We start from the raw sequence: 15,612 nt of genomic DNA, 5'->3' as shown, positions 1-15,612 counted from the left end.
GCTGCCCATGACGCTCCTCGCCCTCGGTCTCAACCACAAGACAGCGCCGATCGACATCCGCGAACGGATCACCTTCGGCCCCGACATCATCGCAGGTGCCCTGCGCAGCCTGACCGAGCGGGCCGGTATCGACGAGGCCGCGATCCTCTCGACCTGCAATCGCACCGAGATCTATTGTGCGATCCATCCGCCGGCCGAGGAGGGCGTGAAGGCCTGGCTGGGCAGTTTTCACGGCATGGAGAGCGAGCGGATCTCGCCCTTCCTCTATACCCACGTCGACCAGGGCGCGGTCCGCCACCTGCTGCAGGTCGCGAGCGGACTCGACTCGATGGTCCTCGGCGAGCCGCAGATCCTCGGCCAGGTCAAGTCGTCGTTCCAGACCGCCTGCGATTGCGGCACCGTCGGCAAGCTGCTCGGGCGGCTGTTCCAGCACACCTTCTCGGTCGCCAAGCAGGTCCGCACCGACACTGCGATCGGCTCCAGCCCGGTGTCGGTCGCCTTCGCTGCGGTCAGCCTCGCGCGTCAGATCTTCAGTGACCTGTCCAACCAGACGGCCTTGCTGGTCGGCGCCGGGGAGACCATCGAGCTCGCCGCTCGGCACCTGCGCCAGCATCAGCTCGGGCGGATCATCGTCGCCAATCGCACCATCGAGCGTGCCCACGCGCTGGCCGAGCAGTTCAACGGCTTCGCGATCGGCCTCACCGAGATCGCCGACCACCTGCCCGAGGCCGACATCGTCATCTCCTCGACCGCGAGTCCGCTGCCGGTCCTCGGCAAGGGTACCGTCGAACGGGCCCTGAAGAAGCGCAAGCACCGCCCGATCTTCATGGTCGACATCGCCGTGCCGCGCGATATCGAGCCCGAGGTCGGCGAGCTCAGCGACGTCTACCTCTACACGGTCGACGATCTCCAGGGGGTCGTCGACGAAGGGATGCGCTCGCGCCAGCAGGCCGCCGAACAGGCCGCCGAGATCATCGAGGTCCACACCGAAGAATTCATGTGCTGGCTGCGTTCGCTCGACGCCGTCGGCCTGATCCAGGACTACCGGCGGCGCGCCGAGCAGGTCCGCGACGAGGTCCTCGTTCGGGCGCTGCGACAGATCGAGGGCGGCAAGCCGGCTGCCGATGTGCTCGGCTACCTGGCCCATACGCTGACCAACAAGCTGTTGCACATCCCGAGCACCCGGCTGCGCCAGGCCGGCCGCGAGGGGAATCTCGAGTTGCTGAACGCCGCCAACGAGCTCCTACAACTCAGCGAAGACATCAAGTCGGCAAGATGAACCCCTCCCTCCGCTCCAAGCTGGAGCGGCTTGTCGAGCGCTACATCGAGGTCACCGCACTCCTGGCCGATCCGGCGACCCAGGGCGACCAGGGTCGCTTCCGGGTCTTGAGTCAGGAATATGCCCAGATCGAGCCGGTCGCGACCTGCTTCGGCCGCTATCAGCAGATCGAGGCCGAGGTCGCCGGTGCCGAGGAGCTGCTCGCCGATCCCGAGATGGCGGCCCTGGCGCGCGAGGAATTGGCCGCGGCCCGCGAGCGGCGCATCGCGCTCGAGCCCCTCCTGCAGCGACTGCTGATACCGGCGGACCCCAACGACGAACGCAACGTGTTCCTCGAGGTGCGAGCCGGCACCGGCGGCGCCGAGGCGGCGCTGTTCGCTGGTGACCTGCTGCGGATGTATCTGCGCTACGCCGAGGTGCGCGGCTGGGGCAGCGAACTCGTCAGCGAGAGCCCGGGCGAGCAGGGTGGCTACAAGGAGGTCATCGCCCGCATCAGTGGGCGCGGGGTCTATTCGCGGCTCAAATTCGAGCCTGGCGCTCATCGCGTCCAGCGGGTGCCGGAGACCGAATCGCAGGGGCGCGTACATACATCGGCCTGCACGGTCGCCGTGCTGCCGGAGGCCGAGCTGATCGATGAGGTCGAGATCAACCCGAACGACCTGCGCATCGACACCTATCGGGCATCGGGGGCCGGCGGCCAGCACGTGAACAAGACGGATTCGGCGATCCGGCTCACCCACCTGCCGAGCGGCATCGTCGTCGAGTGCCAGGACGAGCGCTCCCAGCACAAGAACCGCGCTCGGGCGATGGCGTTGCTCCAGGCCAGGCTCCTGTCTCAGGCCCAGGCGGCCCAGGTCGATGCCCAATCCCAGTCGCGTCGCCTCCAGGTCGGCAGCGGCGACCGCTCCGAGCGCATCCGCACCTATAATTTCCCGCAGAACCGGCTGACGGATCACCGCATCAACCTGACCCTCTATAAGCTCGACGAGATCATGACCGGCCAGCTCGATCAGGTAATCGACCCCTTGCTCGAGGAGTATCAGGCCGAGCAGCTCGCGGCGATCGCGGAGGGCGGCTGACCCAGCCGGAGATGACCATGGCCGAGACCATCGGTGACGCCATTGCCCAGGGTGCGGCCCGACTCGGTCATCTGCCCGACATCGATCCCCGTTCGGAGGCCGAGCGGCTGCTCGTGCTGGCGACGCGGCTGAGCCGCGCCCAACTCATGGCGTGGCCCGAGCGCCCTGTGCCCGAACCGGTCGCGGGCCACTTCCTCGCGCTGCTCGAGCGGCGCGCCGGCGGCGAGCCCTTCGCGTATCTGCGCGGTCGCCAGCCCTTCTGGACCCTCGACCTGCAGGTCACGCCTGCCACCCTGATCCCGCGCCCCGAGACCGAGCTGCTCGTCGAGTTGGCGCTCGAGAGGCTGCCCGGCGAGGCGCGGCTGCGGGTCGTCGATCTCGGCACCGGCAGCGGGGCCGTCGCCGCGGCACTCGCCAGCGAGCGGCCGCGTTGGCAGCTCGTGGCGACGGACCGCTGCCCGGCGGCCCTGGCCGTCGCCGCGGCGAACGTCGCGGCCCACGGGCTCGCCAACGTCGCCCTCGTGCGCGGCGACTGGCTCGCGCCGTTCGCCCCCGCCTCTTGCGACGCCGTCTTCGGCAACCCGCCCTACGTCTGCGACGACGATCCCCACCTGAGGCGCGGCGGGTTGGACTACGAGCCCCGCCAGGCCCTCGCGGCCGGGGTCGATGGCCTCGACGCGATCCGCGCGATCCTCGCGCGGGCGGCGGCCATCGTGCGCCCTGGTGGCCTGCTCGCCCTCGAGCACGGCTGGGACCAGGGGCCGGCCGTGCGCGCCCTGTTCGCCGCGGCCGGGCTGCAGGGGGTCGCCACCCGGCGGGACCTGGCGGGGCAGGAGCGGGTGACCTGCGGGTGGTGGGCGGAGGGCCGTGCGTGATCGGCCAATGCCTTGGTCTTTTATAGATAAATTCAATCGTAACTATTTCGTATCTTCGATTAGGATACGCCTACTATGGAAATCGACAACGACCGTATCAAGCATCGGCAGATCGCCTTCGATCCCGTGCACCCGAATCCGCGGCAGGCGCATACGGCGGCCGAATTCCTTGCCGAGGCCCCGGGTATCGTCGAGGTGCATCCGCCGACGCCGCTGCTGCTGAAGGTGACCTACGATCTGGTCTACACCAAGCTCGAAGAGATCGAGAAGGCGCTGACCGACCTTGGGCTGCACCTGGATGCGCCGCTCGGCTACCGGCTCAAGCGGGCCCTCTGGTATTACACGGAGGATACCTATCGGGCCAATAGCTGCTGCGAGCACAACCAGCTGGACAGCACACAGAAAGTCTTCGTGACGCGCTACGAGAATCTCGACCACTCGCTGCGCGACCATCGCCCGGAGCACTGGCGCCGCTATCTGTGAGCCCTTGTCCGTGACGGGGGGCGGCGCGGCGGTGATGCCGCCGCTGAGCGATGCGCAACTGCTGCGCTATGCCCGTCAGATCCTGCTACCTGGGCTCGGCTACGAGGGCCAGCGGCGCCTGCTCGGTGCCCGCGTGCTCGTCGTCGGTCTCGGTGGCTTGGGCTCGCCGGTGGCGATGTACCTGGCCGCGGCCGGTGTCGGCCATCTGATCCTCGCCGACGCCGATCGGGTCGACCTCTCGAACCTCCAACGCCAGATCCTGCACACCACCGAGCGGGTCGGTCTCGCCAAGGTCGACTCGGCGCGCCGCACGCTGGCGGCGCTCAATCCCGAGATCCGCCTCGAGGGTGTCGGCGAGCGCCTGAGCGCGGCCAACCTCCCCGCGCTCGTCGCCGGCGTCGACCTGGTCGTCGACGGCAGCGACAACTTCGCGACCCGCTTCGCCGTCAACGACGCCTGCTGCGCGGCCGGCGTGCCGCTGGTCTCCGGGGCTGCGATCCGCACCGAGGGCCAGGTGGCCGTCTTCTCGGGGCGCCCCGGCGGCCCCTGCTATCAGTGCCTCTACCCGCGCGACGGGGGCGAGGATGAGACCTGCTCGGCCAACGGCGTCTTGGCACCCCTCGTCGGCATCATCGGCAGCATCCAGGCGACCGAGGCGCTCAAGGTCCTCGCCGGTCTCGGCGAACCCCTCTTCGGCCACCTGCTCGTCCTCGATGCGCTGACGATGGACTGGCGCCGCCTGCGCCTGGGCGCCGATCCGCGCTGCCCGGTCTGCGCGGCGCGCCGCTGAGGGCGCCTCATTCCCACCGGAACAGGCGGGCCGCGAGCGCGAGCAAGGCGAGCGCGAGGCCGGCGAGGAGGGCCACCTCGGGCAGGACCTCCAGGACGCCGGCGCCGTCGATCATGATGCGCCGCGCCGCCTCGACCAGGTGGGTCAGCGGCAGCAGTTGGGAGACGGCCTGGGCGGCCGGGCTCGCGCCATCGAGCGAGAACCAGACCCCCGAGAGCAGCAGCATCGGCCAGGAGACCAGGTTCAGGATCCCGTCGGCGAGTTCCTCGGTGCGCAGGCGCGCCGCGACGATCAGCCCGAGACTGATCATGCAGAGGGCGCCGGCGGTATAGACGAGGGCGAGCGCCGGGTAGGAGCCGCGCATCGGGAAGTCGAGCAGCGCCTCGGCGCCGACATAGACGATCAGGCTCGCGCCGAGCACGACGACGAGCCGCGAGAGGACCTGGGCGGTCAGGAACTCGAACGGGCGTAGCGGCGTCGCCTTGAGCCGGCGCAGGACGCCGTTCTTGCGATAGCGCACGACGACCCAGCCGACCCCCCAGAGGCTGCTGAACATGACGTTCATCGCGAGGATCCCGGGCAGGACCCAGTCGGCGTAGCGCAGCGCCTCGCCGGTCACCGGGCGGCGCTGTGGCGCCTCGTCCGCTGCGCCCGACGGGGTCCCATAACTGGCCTGGAGGAGGCGTTCGGCGATGTAGCCGTTGGCCGAGTTGATGTTGACCCAGTAGGCCGGGGCGGCGCGCAGATCGAGCAGCAGGTCGAGTTGGTGGCGTTCGACCTTGGCGATGCCGGCGGCCGGGTCGGTGAGCGGGACGAAGCGGATATGGCGCAGCCCGAGGAACGGCGAGGGCGCGCCGCCGAGTTCGCCGTCGGCCGTGACCACGCCGACCTTCAGGGAATCGGCCGGCTCGCCGTGGAAGATGAAGGCGAAGCCGAGCACCATCATGATCGGCATCAGGATGTTCCAGGCGAGCCCGGCGGTGTCGCGGTAGAACTCCCGGTTGCGGGCGATGAAGATCGCGAGGATGCGGCGCCACATTGGCTAGGCCCTCAGGGTATGGCCGGTGAGCTTGAGGAACAGGTCCTCGAGGGTCGGCGTCTGGACCTTGAGTTCGTTGAGGTCGGCGCCGATCCGCTCGAGGTGCTCCAAGAGCGGTGGGACCTCGTCGGTATAGAGCTCCAGCGTCCCGTCGCGCGGCTCCGCCCCGGCCGGCAACGGCGCGTCGGTCGGCCAGGCCGCGGCCGGCAGCCGGACGACGGCCGCCGGGAAGTGCTGGCGCACGAGCGCCAGCGGGCGGCCTTGGGCGATGATCCGGCCGTGGTCGACGATCGCGACCTCGTCGCAGAGGCGCTGGGCCTCCTCCATGTAGTGGGTCGTGAGCAGGATGGTCTTGCCGCGGCGGCGCACCGTCTCGATCAGGCCCCAGAAGTTGCGCCGCGACTGGGGGTCGAGACCGGTCGTCGGCTCGTCGAGGAAGATCAGGGCGGGATCATTGACCAGCGCGATCGCGAGGAGCAGCCGCTGGCGCTGCCCGCCGGAGAGGCGGCGGGTGTCGCGCTCGAGGATCTCCCCGAGGTTGCACAGCGCGATCAGCTCGGCGAGGTCGGCGGTGCGCCGGTAGAGGCTCGCGAACATCCGCAGCGACTCGCGTACCGTCTGGAAGTCCTGCAGGGCCGTCGCCTGGAACTGGATGCCGACGACTTGGCGGTACCCCTGGTCGAGCGGGCGGCCTTCGAACAGGATGGTTCCGGCGGAGGGCGTCTGGATACCCTCGAGCATCTCGAGCGTCGTCGTCTTGCCGGCGCCGTTCGGTCCGAGCAGCCCGAAGCACTGGCCGCGTTGGACCCGAAAGCTGATCCCATCGACGGCCCGCACGCCGGGGTAGGTGCGGACCAGGTCGCGGGCCTCGATGAGGGTGTCGGCGGTCATGAGGTGCTCAAAGGTCTCGGTGGGTCTCGCTAGGCAGGCGGCAACGAGCCATCCCTGTGCCGGGGTGCGCCGCCTGGCAGTCGGTGGGCGATCGGTACGTCAGGCCCGTCGACCCTCGCCTCTCATCGATGCTGTGCCTGCCACCATTGCCGGTAGGTCTCATCCGGGGGGAGGACCTTGGCCTTGGCACTGGTCACGCGGCGGCCGGCGCGGTCGTCGACGGTCACCTCGAGCTCGACGATGCCGCCGCGGATCCGCGTGATCTCCAGTGCGACCTGGATCTCCTCGTCCGGGCAGACGGGTTGGCGCAGTCGCTCGGGGACGAACGTGAGTCCGAGCGAGCCGTCGCCGGGCAGTTGCGTGGCGAAGAGGCCCGAGACGGTCGTCTGGATCAGGCCGCCTGGCACGACGATGTCGCCGATCTCAGGGAAGCGCAGGCGCGCCGCCTCGGGATCGCGGTGGATCGCGTTGTGGTCGCCGGTCAGCGCGCAGTACTGGGCGACCTGCTCGCGGGTGAAGCTCAGGCGGGCGACGTGACGCATGCCCACCTCGAGCATGGCGGCCGTCAGGCATTGGGTCGATGACACGGCGAGACCTCCTCGTTCGGCTCACGAGCGGCGGATTATCCCAGAAACCTACCCGGCCGGGGTGGCCGTGCTCGGTGGGCGGCGCCGGACCGTGCCGTGAAGGCTGCTATACTCCGCGCTTTTCGTTGGGTCGGGCAAGATGTCGGCAGGACAGGCGAGCGCCGCCGCGGTGGCGACGAGCGAGGTGGGCGGCGATCGCTTCGTCGATCTGTTGCGCCACGGGGAGACCCTTGGCGGGGCGCGCTTTCGCGGCGTACAGGACGATCAGTTGAGCCCCGCGGGCTGGGCCCAGATGCGCGCGGCCGTCGCCGAGGGGGCCTGGGAGCGGATCCTGACCTCGCCGGCGCGCCGCTGCGCGGCCTTCGGCGAGGACCTGGCCGGGCGGCTCGGCGTCCCGCTCGAGGTCTGGCCCGAGGTCGGCGAGCGCGATTTCGGCGAATGGGAGGGGCGGAGCGCCGCCGAGATCCCGATCGAGGACCTCTCGCGTTTCTGGGCCGACCCAGTGGGCTACACGCCGCCGGGTGCGGAGCCCTTCGCGGCGCTCCAGGCGCGGACCCTCGTCGCTTGGCGGCGGCTCCGAGCGCAGGACGCCGAGCGCCTCCTCTTGATTACCCACGGTGGCATCATCCGGGTCCTGCTCGGCGCCGTGCTCGGGATGCCGCCGAGCCACCTGCTCTTCCTCGAGGTGCCCCACGCCTGCCTGAGTCGGCTGCGGATCCCGGCCGTCCTCGGCGAGCCGAGCCTGGTCGCGCACGGGAGGGCCCGCTGATGGGGCGTACGCTGTTGATCGCCGGCCTGACTGCCGGCCGTTTCCTGACCCGGCTGCCGCTACCCGATCCGGGGGTCGTCGACGAGCGCGACGTCGGCCGGTCGGCCCTCTTCTATCCGTTGGCTGGCCTGCTCATCGGCGCCCCGCTGTGGTTGGCGGGGCTGGTCCTGGGCGAGGCCCCGGTCGTGGTCGGCGCGGTCCTGCTCCTGTGCCTGTGGGTCTGGTTGACCGGCGGTCTGCACCTCGACGGCCTGAGCGACGCCGCCGACGGCTGGCTGGGCGGCCTGGGCAGCCGTGAGCGCACGCTCGAGATCATGCGCGACCCGCGCGCCGGTGCCATGGGGGTCGTCGTCGTCGGGCTATTGCTCCTGACCAAGTGGTCCGCGCTCCAGGCACTGCTCGCCGCCGGGCAGGCCGCCTACTTGCTCTGGGTGCCGCTGCTCGCGCGCGCGGTCCTCCTCCTGGTGCTGCTCACGACCCCCTACGCCCGCACTCAGGGCATGGCCGCTGCGAGCGCCCGCTGCCTGCCGCGAGGCCCGGCGCGCGTCGTCTTTGCGGTCTCGCTCGGTGTCGTGCTGGCGCTCGGCGGCGGTGCCGGCTACCTCGCCATCCTCGTCGCTGTCGGCCTCTTCTTCTGGTGGCGCCGGGCCGTGATGCGGCGGCTCGATGGCTTCACCGGCGATACGGCCGGCGCCCTGGTCGAGCTGATCGAGGCCCTGGCGCTCGTCGCCCTGGTGCTGGTGCGGCCGTGAGCGGTGTGCGCCGTGGGGATTGTTACGGCCTTGTGGATTCGCTCGGCGCCCGAGAGTAGACTAGCGGCGGGAGTCGGCCGGACAGTCGCTCCTTCGGCCACCTCGGCGCGAAGGGGAGGAAAGTCCGGGCTCCGCAGGGCAGGGTGCCAGGTAACGCCTGGGGGGCGCGAGCCCACGGAAAGTGCCACAGAAAAGATACCGCCTACCCCCGTCGTGCGACGGGGCGGTAAGGGTGAAATGGTGCGGTAAGAGCGCACCGCGGCCCTGGTAACAGGTCCGGCAGGGCAAACCCCACCCGGAGCAAGACCAAATAGGGGGGCTTGCGGCCTCGGTCGCGACATGCGGCCCGCATGTGTCCCCGGGTAGGTCGCTCGAGGCCCGCGGTGACGCGGGTCCCAGATGAATGGCTGTCCACGACAGAACCCGGCTTACAGGCTGACTCCCTCCACTCCTCCCCACCCCGTCATCGCCCCATCCGCGTCGTCGGGCCAGACCCGGTGGCGACCCGTCGCAAACTCGATTTCGCCTGAGCTGATGCGTCTATCGTCTTGAAAAGCGTGTCTCGCTGATTGCTGGGACTGTGCCTTGATTCTCGAATATAAGTGTTTGAGGGAAAACCCCAAAAAGCGAAATGCTGTCCTTGACGAGAGGTAAGGCCGTGTCTAACATGGGTATCGAAGTGGGGGGGAGTGGGAGAAAACGGGGAATCTTCCTGCGGGGGCGCCGTGTTCCGGGGGACCTACAGTGTCAGCCTCGACGCGAAAGGGCGTCTCGCCGTGCCGGCGAGGTTTCGCGAGCATTTGCAGTCCGCTGAGGTCTCCCGGCTCGTCTTCACGAAAGACCCCGACCATTGTGTCGCGCTCTATCCGGAGCCTGAATGGATCCGGATCGAACAGAAGCTTCGGCAACTCCCGTCGCTCAAGCCGTCCGTCCGCAACCTGAAGCGTCTGCTGATTGGCAACGCCCATGACGTGGACATCGATGGTCAAGGGCGTGTCCTCTTGCCGGCGAAGCTGCGCGAATACGCGGGGCTCGACAAGCGGGTAGCGATGGTCGGTCAGGTCGACAAGATCGAGATCTGGGACGAAGACAAATGGGATCTGCGCTGCAGGGATTGGCAGGAATCGATCGATCCAGACGACTTCGCCTCGGATCCCGACCTGGCTTCGTTGGTCCTCTGAATCCGACACCTGGAATGAACCACGGGTATCACAGGCCCGTCCTGTTGGAGGAGAGCTTGCACGCCCTGGCGATCCGCCCCGACGGCTGCTATCTCGACGCCACCTTCGGCCGCGGCGGGCACAGCCGCGCCATCCTCGCCCGTCTCGGGCCGGGGGGGCGGCTGCTCGGCCTGGATCGCGACCCGCAGGCGGTGGCGGTTGGCCGCGAACTGGCCGCCGAGGACGGGCGCTTCCAGATCGCACAGGGACCCTTCTCCCGCGTCGCCGAGGCGGCGCGCGCCGCCGGGGTCGAGCGCGGCGTCGATGGCCTGCTCGTCGACCTCGGCGTGTCCTCGCCGCAGCTCGACGACCCTGCGCGCGGCTTCAGTTTCTCCGCCGACGGGCCGCTCGACATGCGGATGGATCCGGGCGCCGGCGAGCCGGCCCGTGATTGGCTCGCCCATGCCAAGCAGGCCGAGATCGCGCGGGTCCTGCGCGACTACGGGGAAGAGCGCTTCGCCGGGCGCATCGCGGCCGCGATCGTGCGCGAGCGGGCCGTCGCGCCGCTCACGACGACGCGCCAATTGGCGGCCATCTGTGAGGCCGCGGTGCCGACCCGCGAGCCGGGCAAGCATCCGGCGACTCGGACCTTTCAGGCCTTGCGCATCGCGGTCAATGGCGAGCTCGAGCAACTCGCCGCCCTGCTCGATCAGGTCCTCGACCTGCTCGCGGTGGGCGGGCGCCTGGTCGTGATCAGCTTCCATTCCCTCGAGGACCGTCTCGTGAAGCGCTTCATCCGCGATCAGGCCCGCGGCGAGCAATTCCCGCGCGGCGTTCCGGTCATGGATCGCGAACGCCATCCCCGACTGCGTGCGATCGGCAAGGGAGTGCGTGCGGGCAGCGCCGAGGTGGCCGAGAATCCGCGCGCCCGCAGCGCCCTGATGCGTGTCGCGGAGCGGCTGCCATGACGCGCGTCGTGCCCTATGGCCTGATCCTGCTGCTGGTCCTGTGCGTGAGCCTCTCCGGGGTCGGGGTCGTCTATGTCAAGTATCTGGCGCGGATGAGCTTCGTCGAGCTTCAGGCGCTGCGGGCCGAGGAGAATCGCTTGGCGGTCGAATGGGGGCGGCTGCGCCTCGAAGAGGCCACGCTGACGACCCACGCCCGCGTCGAGGAGGTGGCGCGACGCCAGCTCGAGATGTACCTGCCGCGGCGCAGCGATATCCGTGTGATCTGGGGGGGCGCCGATGGCCACCGTTAAGACTCGCCGGCGCGCCAGGCGCGTGCTGGCCATGCGATCGCCGAACTACGTACTGCGCCGACAGGCGTTGCTGACCTTGATGCTCGCGATGATGGTCGTGACGGTCGCCGGCGCCTTCTATCGCCAGGTGGTCGAGACCGATTACCTGCAGAGCGAGGGGGCGCGCCGTTACCTGCGCGAGAGCGAGATTCCCGCGCGGCGCGGCATGATCCTCGATCGCAACGGCGAACCGCTCGCCGTCAGTACCCCGGTTACGACGCTCTGGGCCGATCCGACGCTGCTTGCCCGGCATGCCGAGCACATCGCGGCCCTGGCCGCGGCGCTCGACATCGAGCCGGCGCGGCTGCGCGAACGCCTGGCGGAGAACGCGGGGCGTCGCTTCATGTATCTGAAGCGCCGCGTCCATCCGCGCGAGGCGGACGCCGTTGCCGCGCTGATCGACCGGGTCGGGCTGACCGGTATCGGCACCGAGACCGAATACCGTCGCTTCTATCCGGGGGCCGAGGTCTTCGGCCACGTGGTCGGCTTCACCAATATCGACGACCATGGTCAGGAGGGCATCGAGCGCGCCTTCGACCGATCGTTGCGTGCCCACCCCGGTCTGCGCCGCGTGATCCAGGACGGTCTGCACAATCAGGTCGCCGAGTTGGAGCAGGTGCGCGCGCCACGCGACGGCGCGGATCTGGCCCTGACCCTCGATCGGCGCCTCCAGTTCATCGCCTACCGCGAGCTGAAGCGGGCCGTCGAGGAACACCAGGCAGTCGGTGGCTCGGCGGTGATCCTCGACGTCGCGAGCGGCGAGATCCTGGCGATGGTCAATCAGCCGGGCTACAACCCCAACGCGGTCCTCGGCGGCGACGGCGATCGGCGCCGCAATCGCGCCCTGACCGATGTCTTCGAACCGGGTTCGTCGATGAAGCCGTTCGTCGTCGCGCTCGCGCTCGAGAACGGCCTGGTCGGGCCCAACACGCCGATCGATACGCGCCCCGGTACCCTGGCCATCGGCCGCTACCGGGTGCGCGATGTACACGATTATGGCCTGCTCGACACGACGGGGGTCATCACCAAATCGAGCAACGTCGGCATCGTCAAGCTCGCGTTGCGGATGGACGCGGCGACCATGTGGCAGTTCTACGGCCACCTCGGCTTCGGTACTCGCACGCAGTGCGGCTTTCCCGGCGAGAGTGGGGGGGTCCTGCCCCATCATGGGCAATGGAGCGAGTTCGAGCAGGCGACGCTCGCGTTCGGCTACGGGTTGTCGACGACGACCCTCCAGCTCGCCCGCGCCTATGCCGTGCTGGCCGCCGACGGGGTCCGGCGGCCCGTGACCCTGCTCCAGGGCGACGCCCGCCCGCGCGACGGGGTGCGGGTGTTCAGTGCGACGACGGCGCGCCAGGTCCGGGCCATGATGGAGACGGTCGTCTCCGATCAGGGGACGGGCCGGCGGGCCGCCATCGACGGCTACCGAGTGGCCGGCAAGACGGGCACGGCGAAGAAATCGGCCGGCCGCGAGGGCTACAGCGCGGGGCGCTACCAGTCGGTCTTTGCCGGCATGGTGCCGGCCGGTGCGCCGCGCTTCGTCATGGTCGTGATGGTCGACGAGCCGCACGGCAAGTCCTATTACGGCGGTCTGGTCGCGGCCCCGGTCTTCTCGCGGGTCATGGAGAACGCGCTGCGCCTCTACAACGTGCCCCCCGACGACCCGACCCATGCGTTGCTGCTCGCGGCGACGGCCGAGGGCGCGCCATGATGGCGTTGGCCCACACCCCTCCTGCATGGAGCCTCTCCGGTCTCCTCGCCGGCTTCGTTCAGTGGCGCGGCGGGGTCGATCCTCAGATCGCCGGTCTGACGCTGGACAGCCGTCGCGTCGGCCCGGGCAGCCTGTTTCTCGCTTGCAAGGGGGGCACCGCGCACGGCCTCGCCTTCGCCGAGGCGGCGCAGCGCGCCGGGGCGGTGGCGATCCTCGCCGAGCCGAGCGCCGATTGGGATGCCGTGGCCCTCGCCGAGCTGGCCGACCGGCTGCGCATCCCGCTGATCCCGTTTGCGGACCTCGGCCGTCGGGCGAGCGCGCTGGCCGACCGCTTCTTCGGCGCCCCGAGCCGTGCGCTGGAGGTCGTCGGCGTCACCGGCACCAACGGCAAGACGAGCGTCACCCACTTCCTCGCCCAGGCCCTTGCGGCCGAGGCACGCTGCGGCCTGATCGGCACCCTCGGGGTCGGTTTCCCGGGCGAATTGGCCGAGGGCGGCCACACGACGCCGGACCCGGTAACGCTGCAGCAGCAGTTGGCCGGGCTGCGCGCGGGCGGGGCACGCGCCGCGGCGATGGAGGTCTCCTCCCACGCCCTGGATCAGGGCCGGACCGCTGCGGTGCGCCTGCGCACCGCCGTCTTCACGAACCTGACCCGCGACCACCTCGACTACCACGGCGACATGGTCCGCTACGGCGAGGCGAAACGACGGCTGTTCGCGGCCGACGGGCTCGCGTGGGCGGTCCTCAACCGTGACGATGCCTTCAGCGGCGAGATCCTGCGCGGCCTGGCCCCCGGCGTCGCCCGCGCCCTCTACAGCCTGGAACCGCACCCGCCCGCGGCCGGGACCTGCGACCTCTGGGTCTGCGCCCGGGCCATCGAGCCGAGCCCCCGCGGGTTGCGGCTGACGATCGCCAGCTCGCACGGCGAGGGGACCCTGGAGGTCGGGCTCATCGGCCGCTTCAACGCCGCCAATCTGCTCGCCGTCCTCGCCGTCCTGCTCGCGCGCGGCCAGCCGCTGGCCCAGGCGCTGCGGGCGCTCGCCCAGGTGCGGGGCGTGCCGGGCCGGATGGAATGCTTCGGCGGGGGCGCCGCGCCGCTCGTGATCGTCGACTATGCCCACACCCCGGATGCCCTGGAGCAAGCCCTCGTCAACATCCGTCAGCACGGCGGGCGGCGGGTGCTCACCGTATTCGGCTGCGGCGGCGAGCGTGACCGCGGCAAACGCCCTCTGATGGGGGCGGTCGCCGAGCGGCTGAGCGACCTGGTCATCCTCACCGACGACAACCCCCGGCACGAGGACGGCGCCGACATCATCGCCGAGATCCGCACCGGCATGACCGCCCCGGAGGCAGCGCGGGTCGAGCGGCAGCGGGCCCTGGCGATCCGCCGCGCGATCGCACTCGCCGATCGGCGCGACGTCGTCCTGGTCGCCGGCAAGGGCCACGAGACGACCCAGGACCTGGGCGACCTCAAGGTCCGCTTCAGCGACCGGGCGCAGGTGGTGCAGGCCCTGCGCGAGTGGGAGGGCGTGCGATGAGGTGGCAACTGGCGGCGGCTTGCGCGCAGATCGGCGGCCGCCTGGTCGGTACCGATGTCCCCTTCGCCGCGGTCGGCACCGACAGTCGGCGTGACTGTGCCGGTCAATTGTTCGTCGCGCTGCGCGGGGGGAATCACGATGGCCACGCGTTCGTCCCCGAGGCGGTCGCCCGGGGGGCCGTTGCGGCCCTCGTCGAGGAGGCCCTGCCGATCGCACTGCCCCAGTGCGTCGTCGCCGACACCCGCCTCGCCCTCGGGGGGCTCGCGGCGGCCTGGCGCGATCGGCTGCCGGGGCGCGTGCTCGCGATCACGGGCAGCAACGGCAAGACGACCTGCAAGGAGATGGTCGCGGCGATCCTCGCCGAGGTCGGTTCGGTGCGGGCCACGGCCGGCAATCTGAACAACGATATCGGCCTGCCGCTGACGTTGCTCGCGGCCCGTGCGGAGTCCCATCTGGTCCTCGAGATGGGCGCCAATCACGCCGGCGAGATCGCCTATCTGACTGGCCTCGCGCGGCCCGAGGCGGCGCTGATCACGAGCGTCGGTCGTGCCCACCTCGAGGGTTTCGGCAGCCTCGAGGGCGTCGCGCGGGCCAAGGGCGAGATCGTCACCGGCCTGCCCGTGGACGGCACGCTCGTCGTGCCCGGCGATTCGCCGTTCCTGTCGCTGTGGCGCGACTTGGCCGGTGGGCGGCGGGTCATGACCTTCGGCCTGGACGCGACCGCGGACGTCGCCGCCGACCCGGCGCGGGTTCGGGCGCGCTGGGACGAGGACGGCTTCCGCACCGAGTTCGAGGCGCGCCACGGCGCGTTGCGCCTGCCGATCGCGCTGCGCCTGGCCGGGCACCACAATGTCCGCAACGCCCTGGCCGCGACGGCCCTGGCGCTCGCCGTGGGGGTGGCGCCGGCGGCCATCGCGGCCGGCCTGGCACGTGTCGTCCCGGTCCCGGGGCGGCTCGCGCCGCTCGCGGGTCTCGCCGACAGCCGCCTGATCGACGACAGCTACAACGCCAACCCGGACTCGGTGGCGGCCGCGATCGCCGTGCTGATCGCACTGCCGGGGCGCCATCGGCTGGTCCTCGGCGATCTCGGCGAACTGGGACCCGAGGCCGCTCGGCTGCATGAGGAGATTGGCGAGGTGGCGCGTGCGGCCGGGGTCGAACGCCTCGACGCGGTCGGCGCGCTCAGTGCCCACACGGTCGCCGCCTTCGGCCCGGGCGGGGTTCATCATTCGGATCAGGCTGCGCTGATCGCGGCCTTGCAGGGGGCGCTCGGCGCCGGGGATCTGGTCCTCGTCAAGGGTTCGCGTGCGGCCCGGATGGATCGGGTCGTGGCGGCCTTGCGCCGGTCGGAGTCACGATAAG

At 70.4% G+C, this 15,612-nt stretch carries 16 protein-coding genes and 1 other RNA gene; 14 read left to right on the top strand and 3 right to left on the bottom strand.

Features of this window, described 5'->3' with window-relative positions; genetic code table 11:
• The first annotated feature begins 7 nt into the window (after positions 1-7).
• The 5 genes from hemA to CKO41_RS06935 all read left to right on the top strand — a co-directional run bounded on the left by hemA (position 8) and on the right by CKO41_RS06935 (position 4,506).
• A complete protein-coding gene (gene hemA / locus CKO41_RS06955; protein WP_200249484.1) occupies positions 8-1,279 on the top strand; it encodes a glutamyl-tRNA reductase in 1,272 nt (423 codons plus the stop codon).
• The gene (gene prfA / locus CKO41_RS06950) at positions 1,276-2,358 is read left to right on the top strand and encodes a peptide chain release factor 1 (protein ID WP_200249483.1); all 1,083 of its coding nucleotides are present in this window, start codon (positions 1,276-1,278) and stop codon (positions 2,356-2,358) included. The genes hemA and prfA overlap by 4 nt, the downstream gene beginning before the upstream one ends.
• A 17-nt stretch (positions 2,359-2,375) precedes the next feature.
• Entirely contained in the window at positions 2,376-3,233 is an 858-nt protein-coding gene (gene prmC / locus CKO41_RS06945) for a peptide chain release factor N(5)-glutamine methyltransferase (RefSeq protein ID WP_338113704.1), read from the top strand.
• 75 nt (positions 3,234-3,308) lie between these two features.
• Positions 3,309-3,716 carry a hypothetical protein gene (locus CKO41_RS06940; RefSeq protein ID WP_200249481.1) on the top strand — a complete coding sequence of 136 codons (408 nt, stop codon included), beginning with the start codon at positions 3,309-3,311 and terminating at the stop codon, positions 3,714-3,716.
• Between the two features lie 43 nt (positions 3,717-3,759).
• Positions 3,760-4,506 carry a HesA/MoeB/ThiF family protein gene (locus CKO41_RS06935; RefSeq protein ID WP_200249512.1) on the top strand — a complete coding sequence of 249 codons (747 nt, stop codon included), beginning with the start codon at positions 3,760-3,762 and terminating at the stop codon, positions 4,504-4,506.
• 7 nt (positions 4,507-4,513) lie between these two features.
• Here the strand turns inward: CKO41_RS06935 and CKO41_RS06930 are convergent, their stop codons facing one another.
• The 3 genes from CKO41_RS06930 to CKO41_RS06920 all read right to left on the bottom strand — a co-directional run bounded on the left by CKO41_RS06930 (position 4,514) and on the right by CKO41_RS06920 (position 7,023).
• Positions 4,514-5,545: an ABC transporter permease gene (locus CKO41_RS06930; protein ID WP_200249480.1), complete on the bottom strand. Its 1,032-nt coding sequence runs from the start codon at positions 5,543-5,545 to the stop codon at positions 4,514-4,516.
• 3 nt (positions 5,546-5,548) lie between these two features.
• Positions 5,549-6,436, bottom strand: a complete 888-nt coding sequence (locus CKO41_RS06925; protein WP_200249479.1) for an ABC transporter ATP-binding protein — start codon at positions 6,434-6,436, stop codon at positions 5,549-5,551.
• A 122-nt stretch (positions 6,437-6,558) separates the two neighbouring features.
• Entirely contained in the window at positions 6,559-7,023 is a 465-nt protein-coding gene (locus CKO41_RS06920) for a MaoC/PaaZ C-terminal domain-containing protein (RefSeq protein WP_200381653.1), read from the bottom strand.
• Between the two features lie 139 nt (positions 7,024-7,162).
• On the opposite strand from CKO41_RS06920, the gene CKO41_RS06915 reads away from it, so the two are divergent.
• From CKO41_RS06915 to CKO41_RS06875, 9 genes are all read left to right on the top strand, one after another.
• Complete coding sequence (locus CKO41_RS06915) at positions 7,163-7,792, top strand: histidine phosphatase family protein (RefSeq protein WP_200249477.1); 630 nt, start codon at positions 7,163-7,165, stop codon at positions 7,790-7,792.
• Positions 7,792-8,544 carry an adenosylcobinamide-GDP ribazoletransferase gene (locus tag CKO41_RS06910; protein WP_200381652.1) on the top strand — a complete coding sequence of 251 codons (753 nt, stop codon included), beginning with the start codon at positions 7,792-7,794 and terminating at the stop codon, positions 8,542-8,544. Before CKO41_RS06915 ends, CKO41_RS06910 begins: the two co-directional genes overlap by 1 nt.
• Positions 8,545-8,613: 69 nt before the next feature.
• Positions 8,614-8,991, top strand: an RNA gene (rnpB, locus tag CKO41_RS06905) — RNase P RNA component class A.
• Between the two features lie 278 nt (positions 8,992-9,269).
• The gene (gene mraZ, locus CKO41_RS06900) at positions 9,270-9,725 is read left to right on the top strand and encodes a division/cell wall cluster transcriptional repressor MraZ (RefSeq protein WP_200249473.1); all 456 of its coding nucleotides are present in this window, start codon (positions 9,270-9,272) and stop codon (positions 9,723-9,725) included.
• A 14-nt stretch (positions 9,726-9,739) separates the two neighbouring features.
• Positions 9,740-10,672 (top strand): 16S rRNA (cytosine(1402)-N(4))-methyltransferase RsmH, encoded by a 933-nt coding sequence (gene rsmH / locus CKO41_RS06895; RefSeq protein WP_200249471.1) that lies wholly within the window; start codon positions 9,740-9,742, stop codon positions 10,670-10,672.
• Entirely contained in the window at positions 10,669-10,962 is a 294-nt protein-coding gene (gene ftsL / locus CKO41_RS06890; protein ID WP_200249469.1) for a cell division protein FtsL, read from the top strand. Before rsmH ends, ftsL begins: the two co-directional genes overlap by 4 nt.
• Complete coding sequence (locus tag CKO41_RS06885) at positions 10,949-12,712, top strand: peptidoglycan D,D-transpeptidase FtsI family protein (protein WP_200249468.1); 1,764 nt, start codon at positions 10,949-10,951, stop codon at positions 12,710-12,712. Before ftsL ends, CKO41_RS06885 begins: the two co-directional genes overlap by 14 nt.
• Positions 12,709-14,250 (top strand): UDP-N-acetylmuramoyl-L-alanyl-D-glutamate--2,6-diaminopimelate ligase, encoded by a 1,542-nt coding sequence (locus CKO41_RS06880; protein ID WP_200381651.1) that lies wholly within the window; start codon positions 12,709-12,711, stop codon positions 14,248-14,250. Before CKO41_RS06885 ends, CKO41_RS06880 begins: the two co-directional genes overlap by 4 nt.
• Positions 14,247-15,611, top strand: coding sequence for a UDP-N-acetylmuramoyl-tripeptide--D-alanyl-D-alanine ligase (locus tag CKO41_RS06875; RefSeq protein ID WP_200381650.1), 1,365 nt, complete (start codon positions 14,247-14,249; stop codon positions 15,609-15,611). Before CKO41_RS06880 ends, CKO41_RS06875 begins: the two co-directional genes overlap by 4 nt.
• Position 15,612: the final 1 nt, after the last annotated feature.

The organism is Thiococcus pfennigii (assembly GCF_016583835.1).
In the GTDB taxonomy this organism is placed as follows: domain Bacteria; phylum Pseudomonadota; class Gammaproteobacteria; order Chromatiales; family Chromatiaceae; genus Thiococcus; species Thiococcus pfennigii.
Note: the sequence above shows the minus strand (reverse complement) of the source record. Positions and strands in the feature narration are given on the sequence as shown.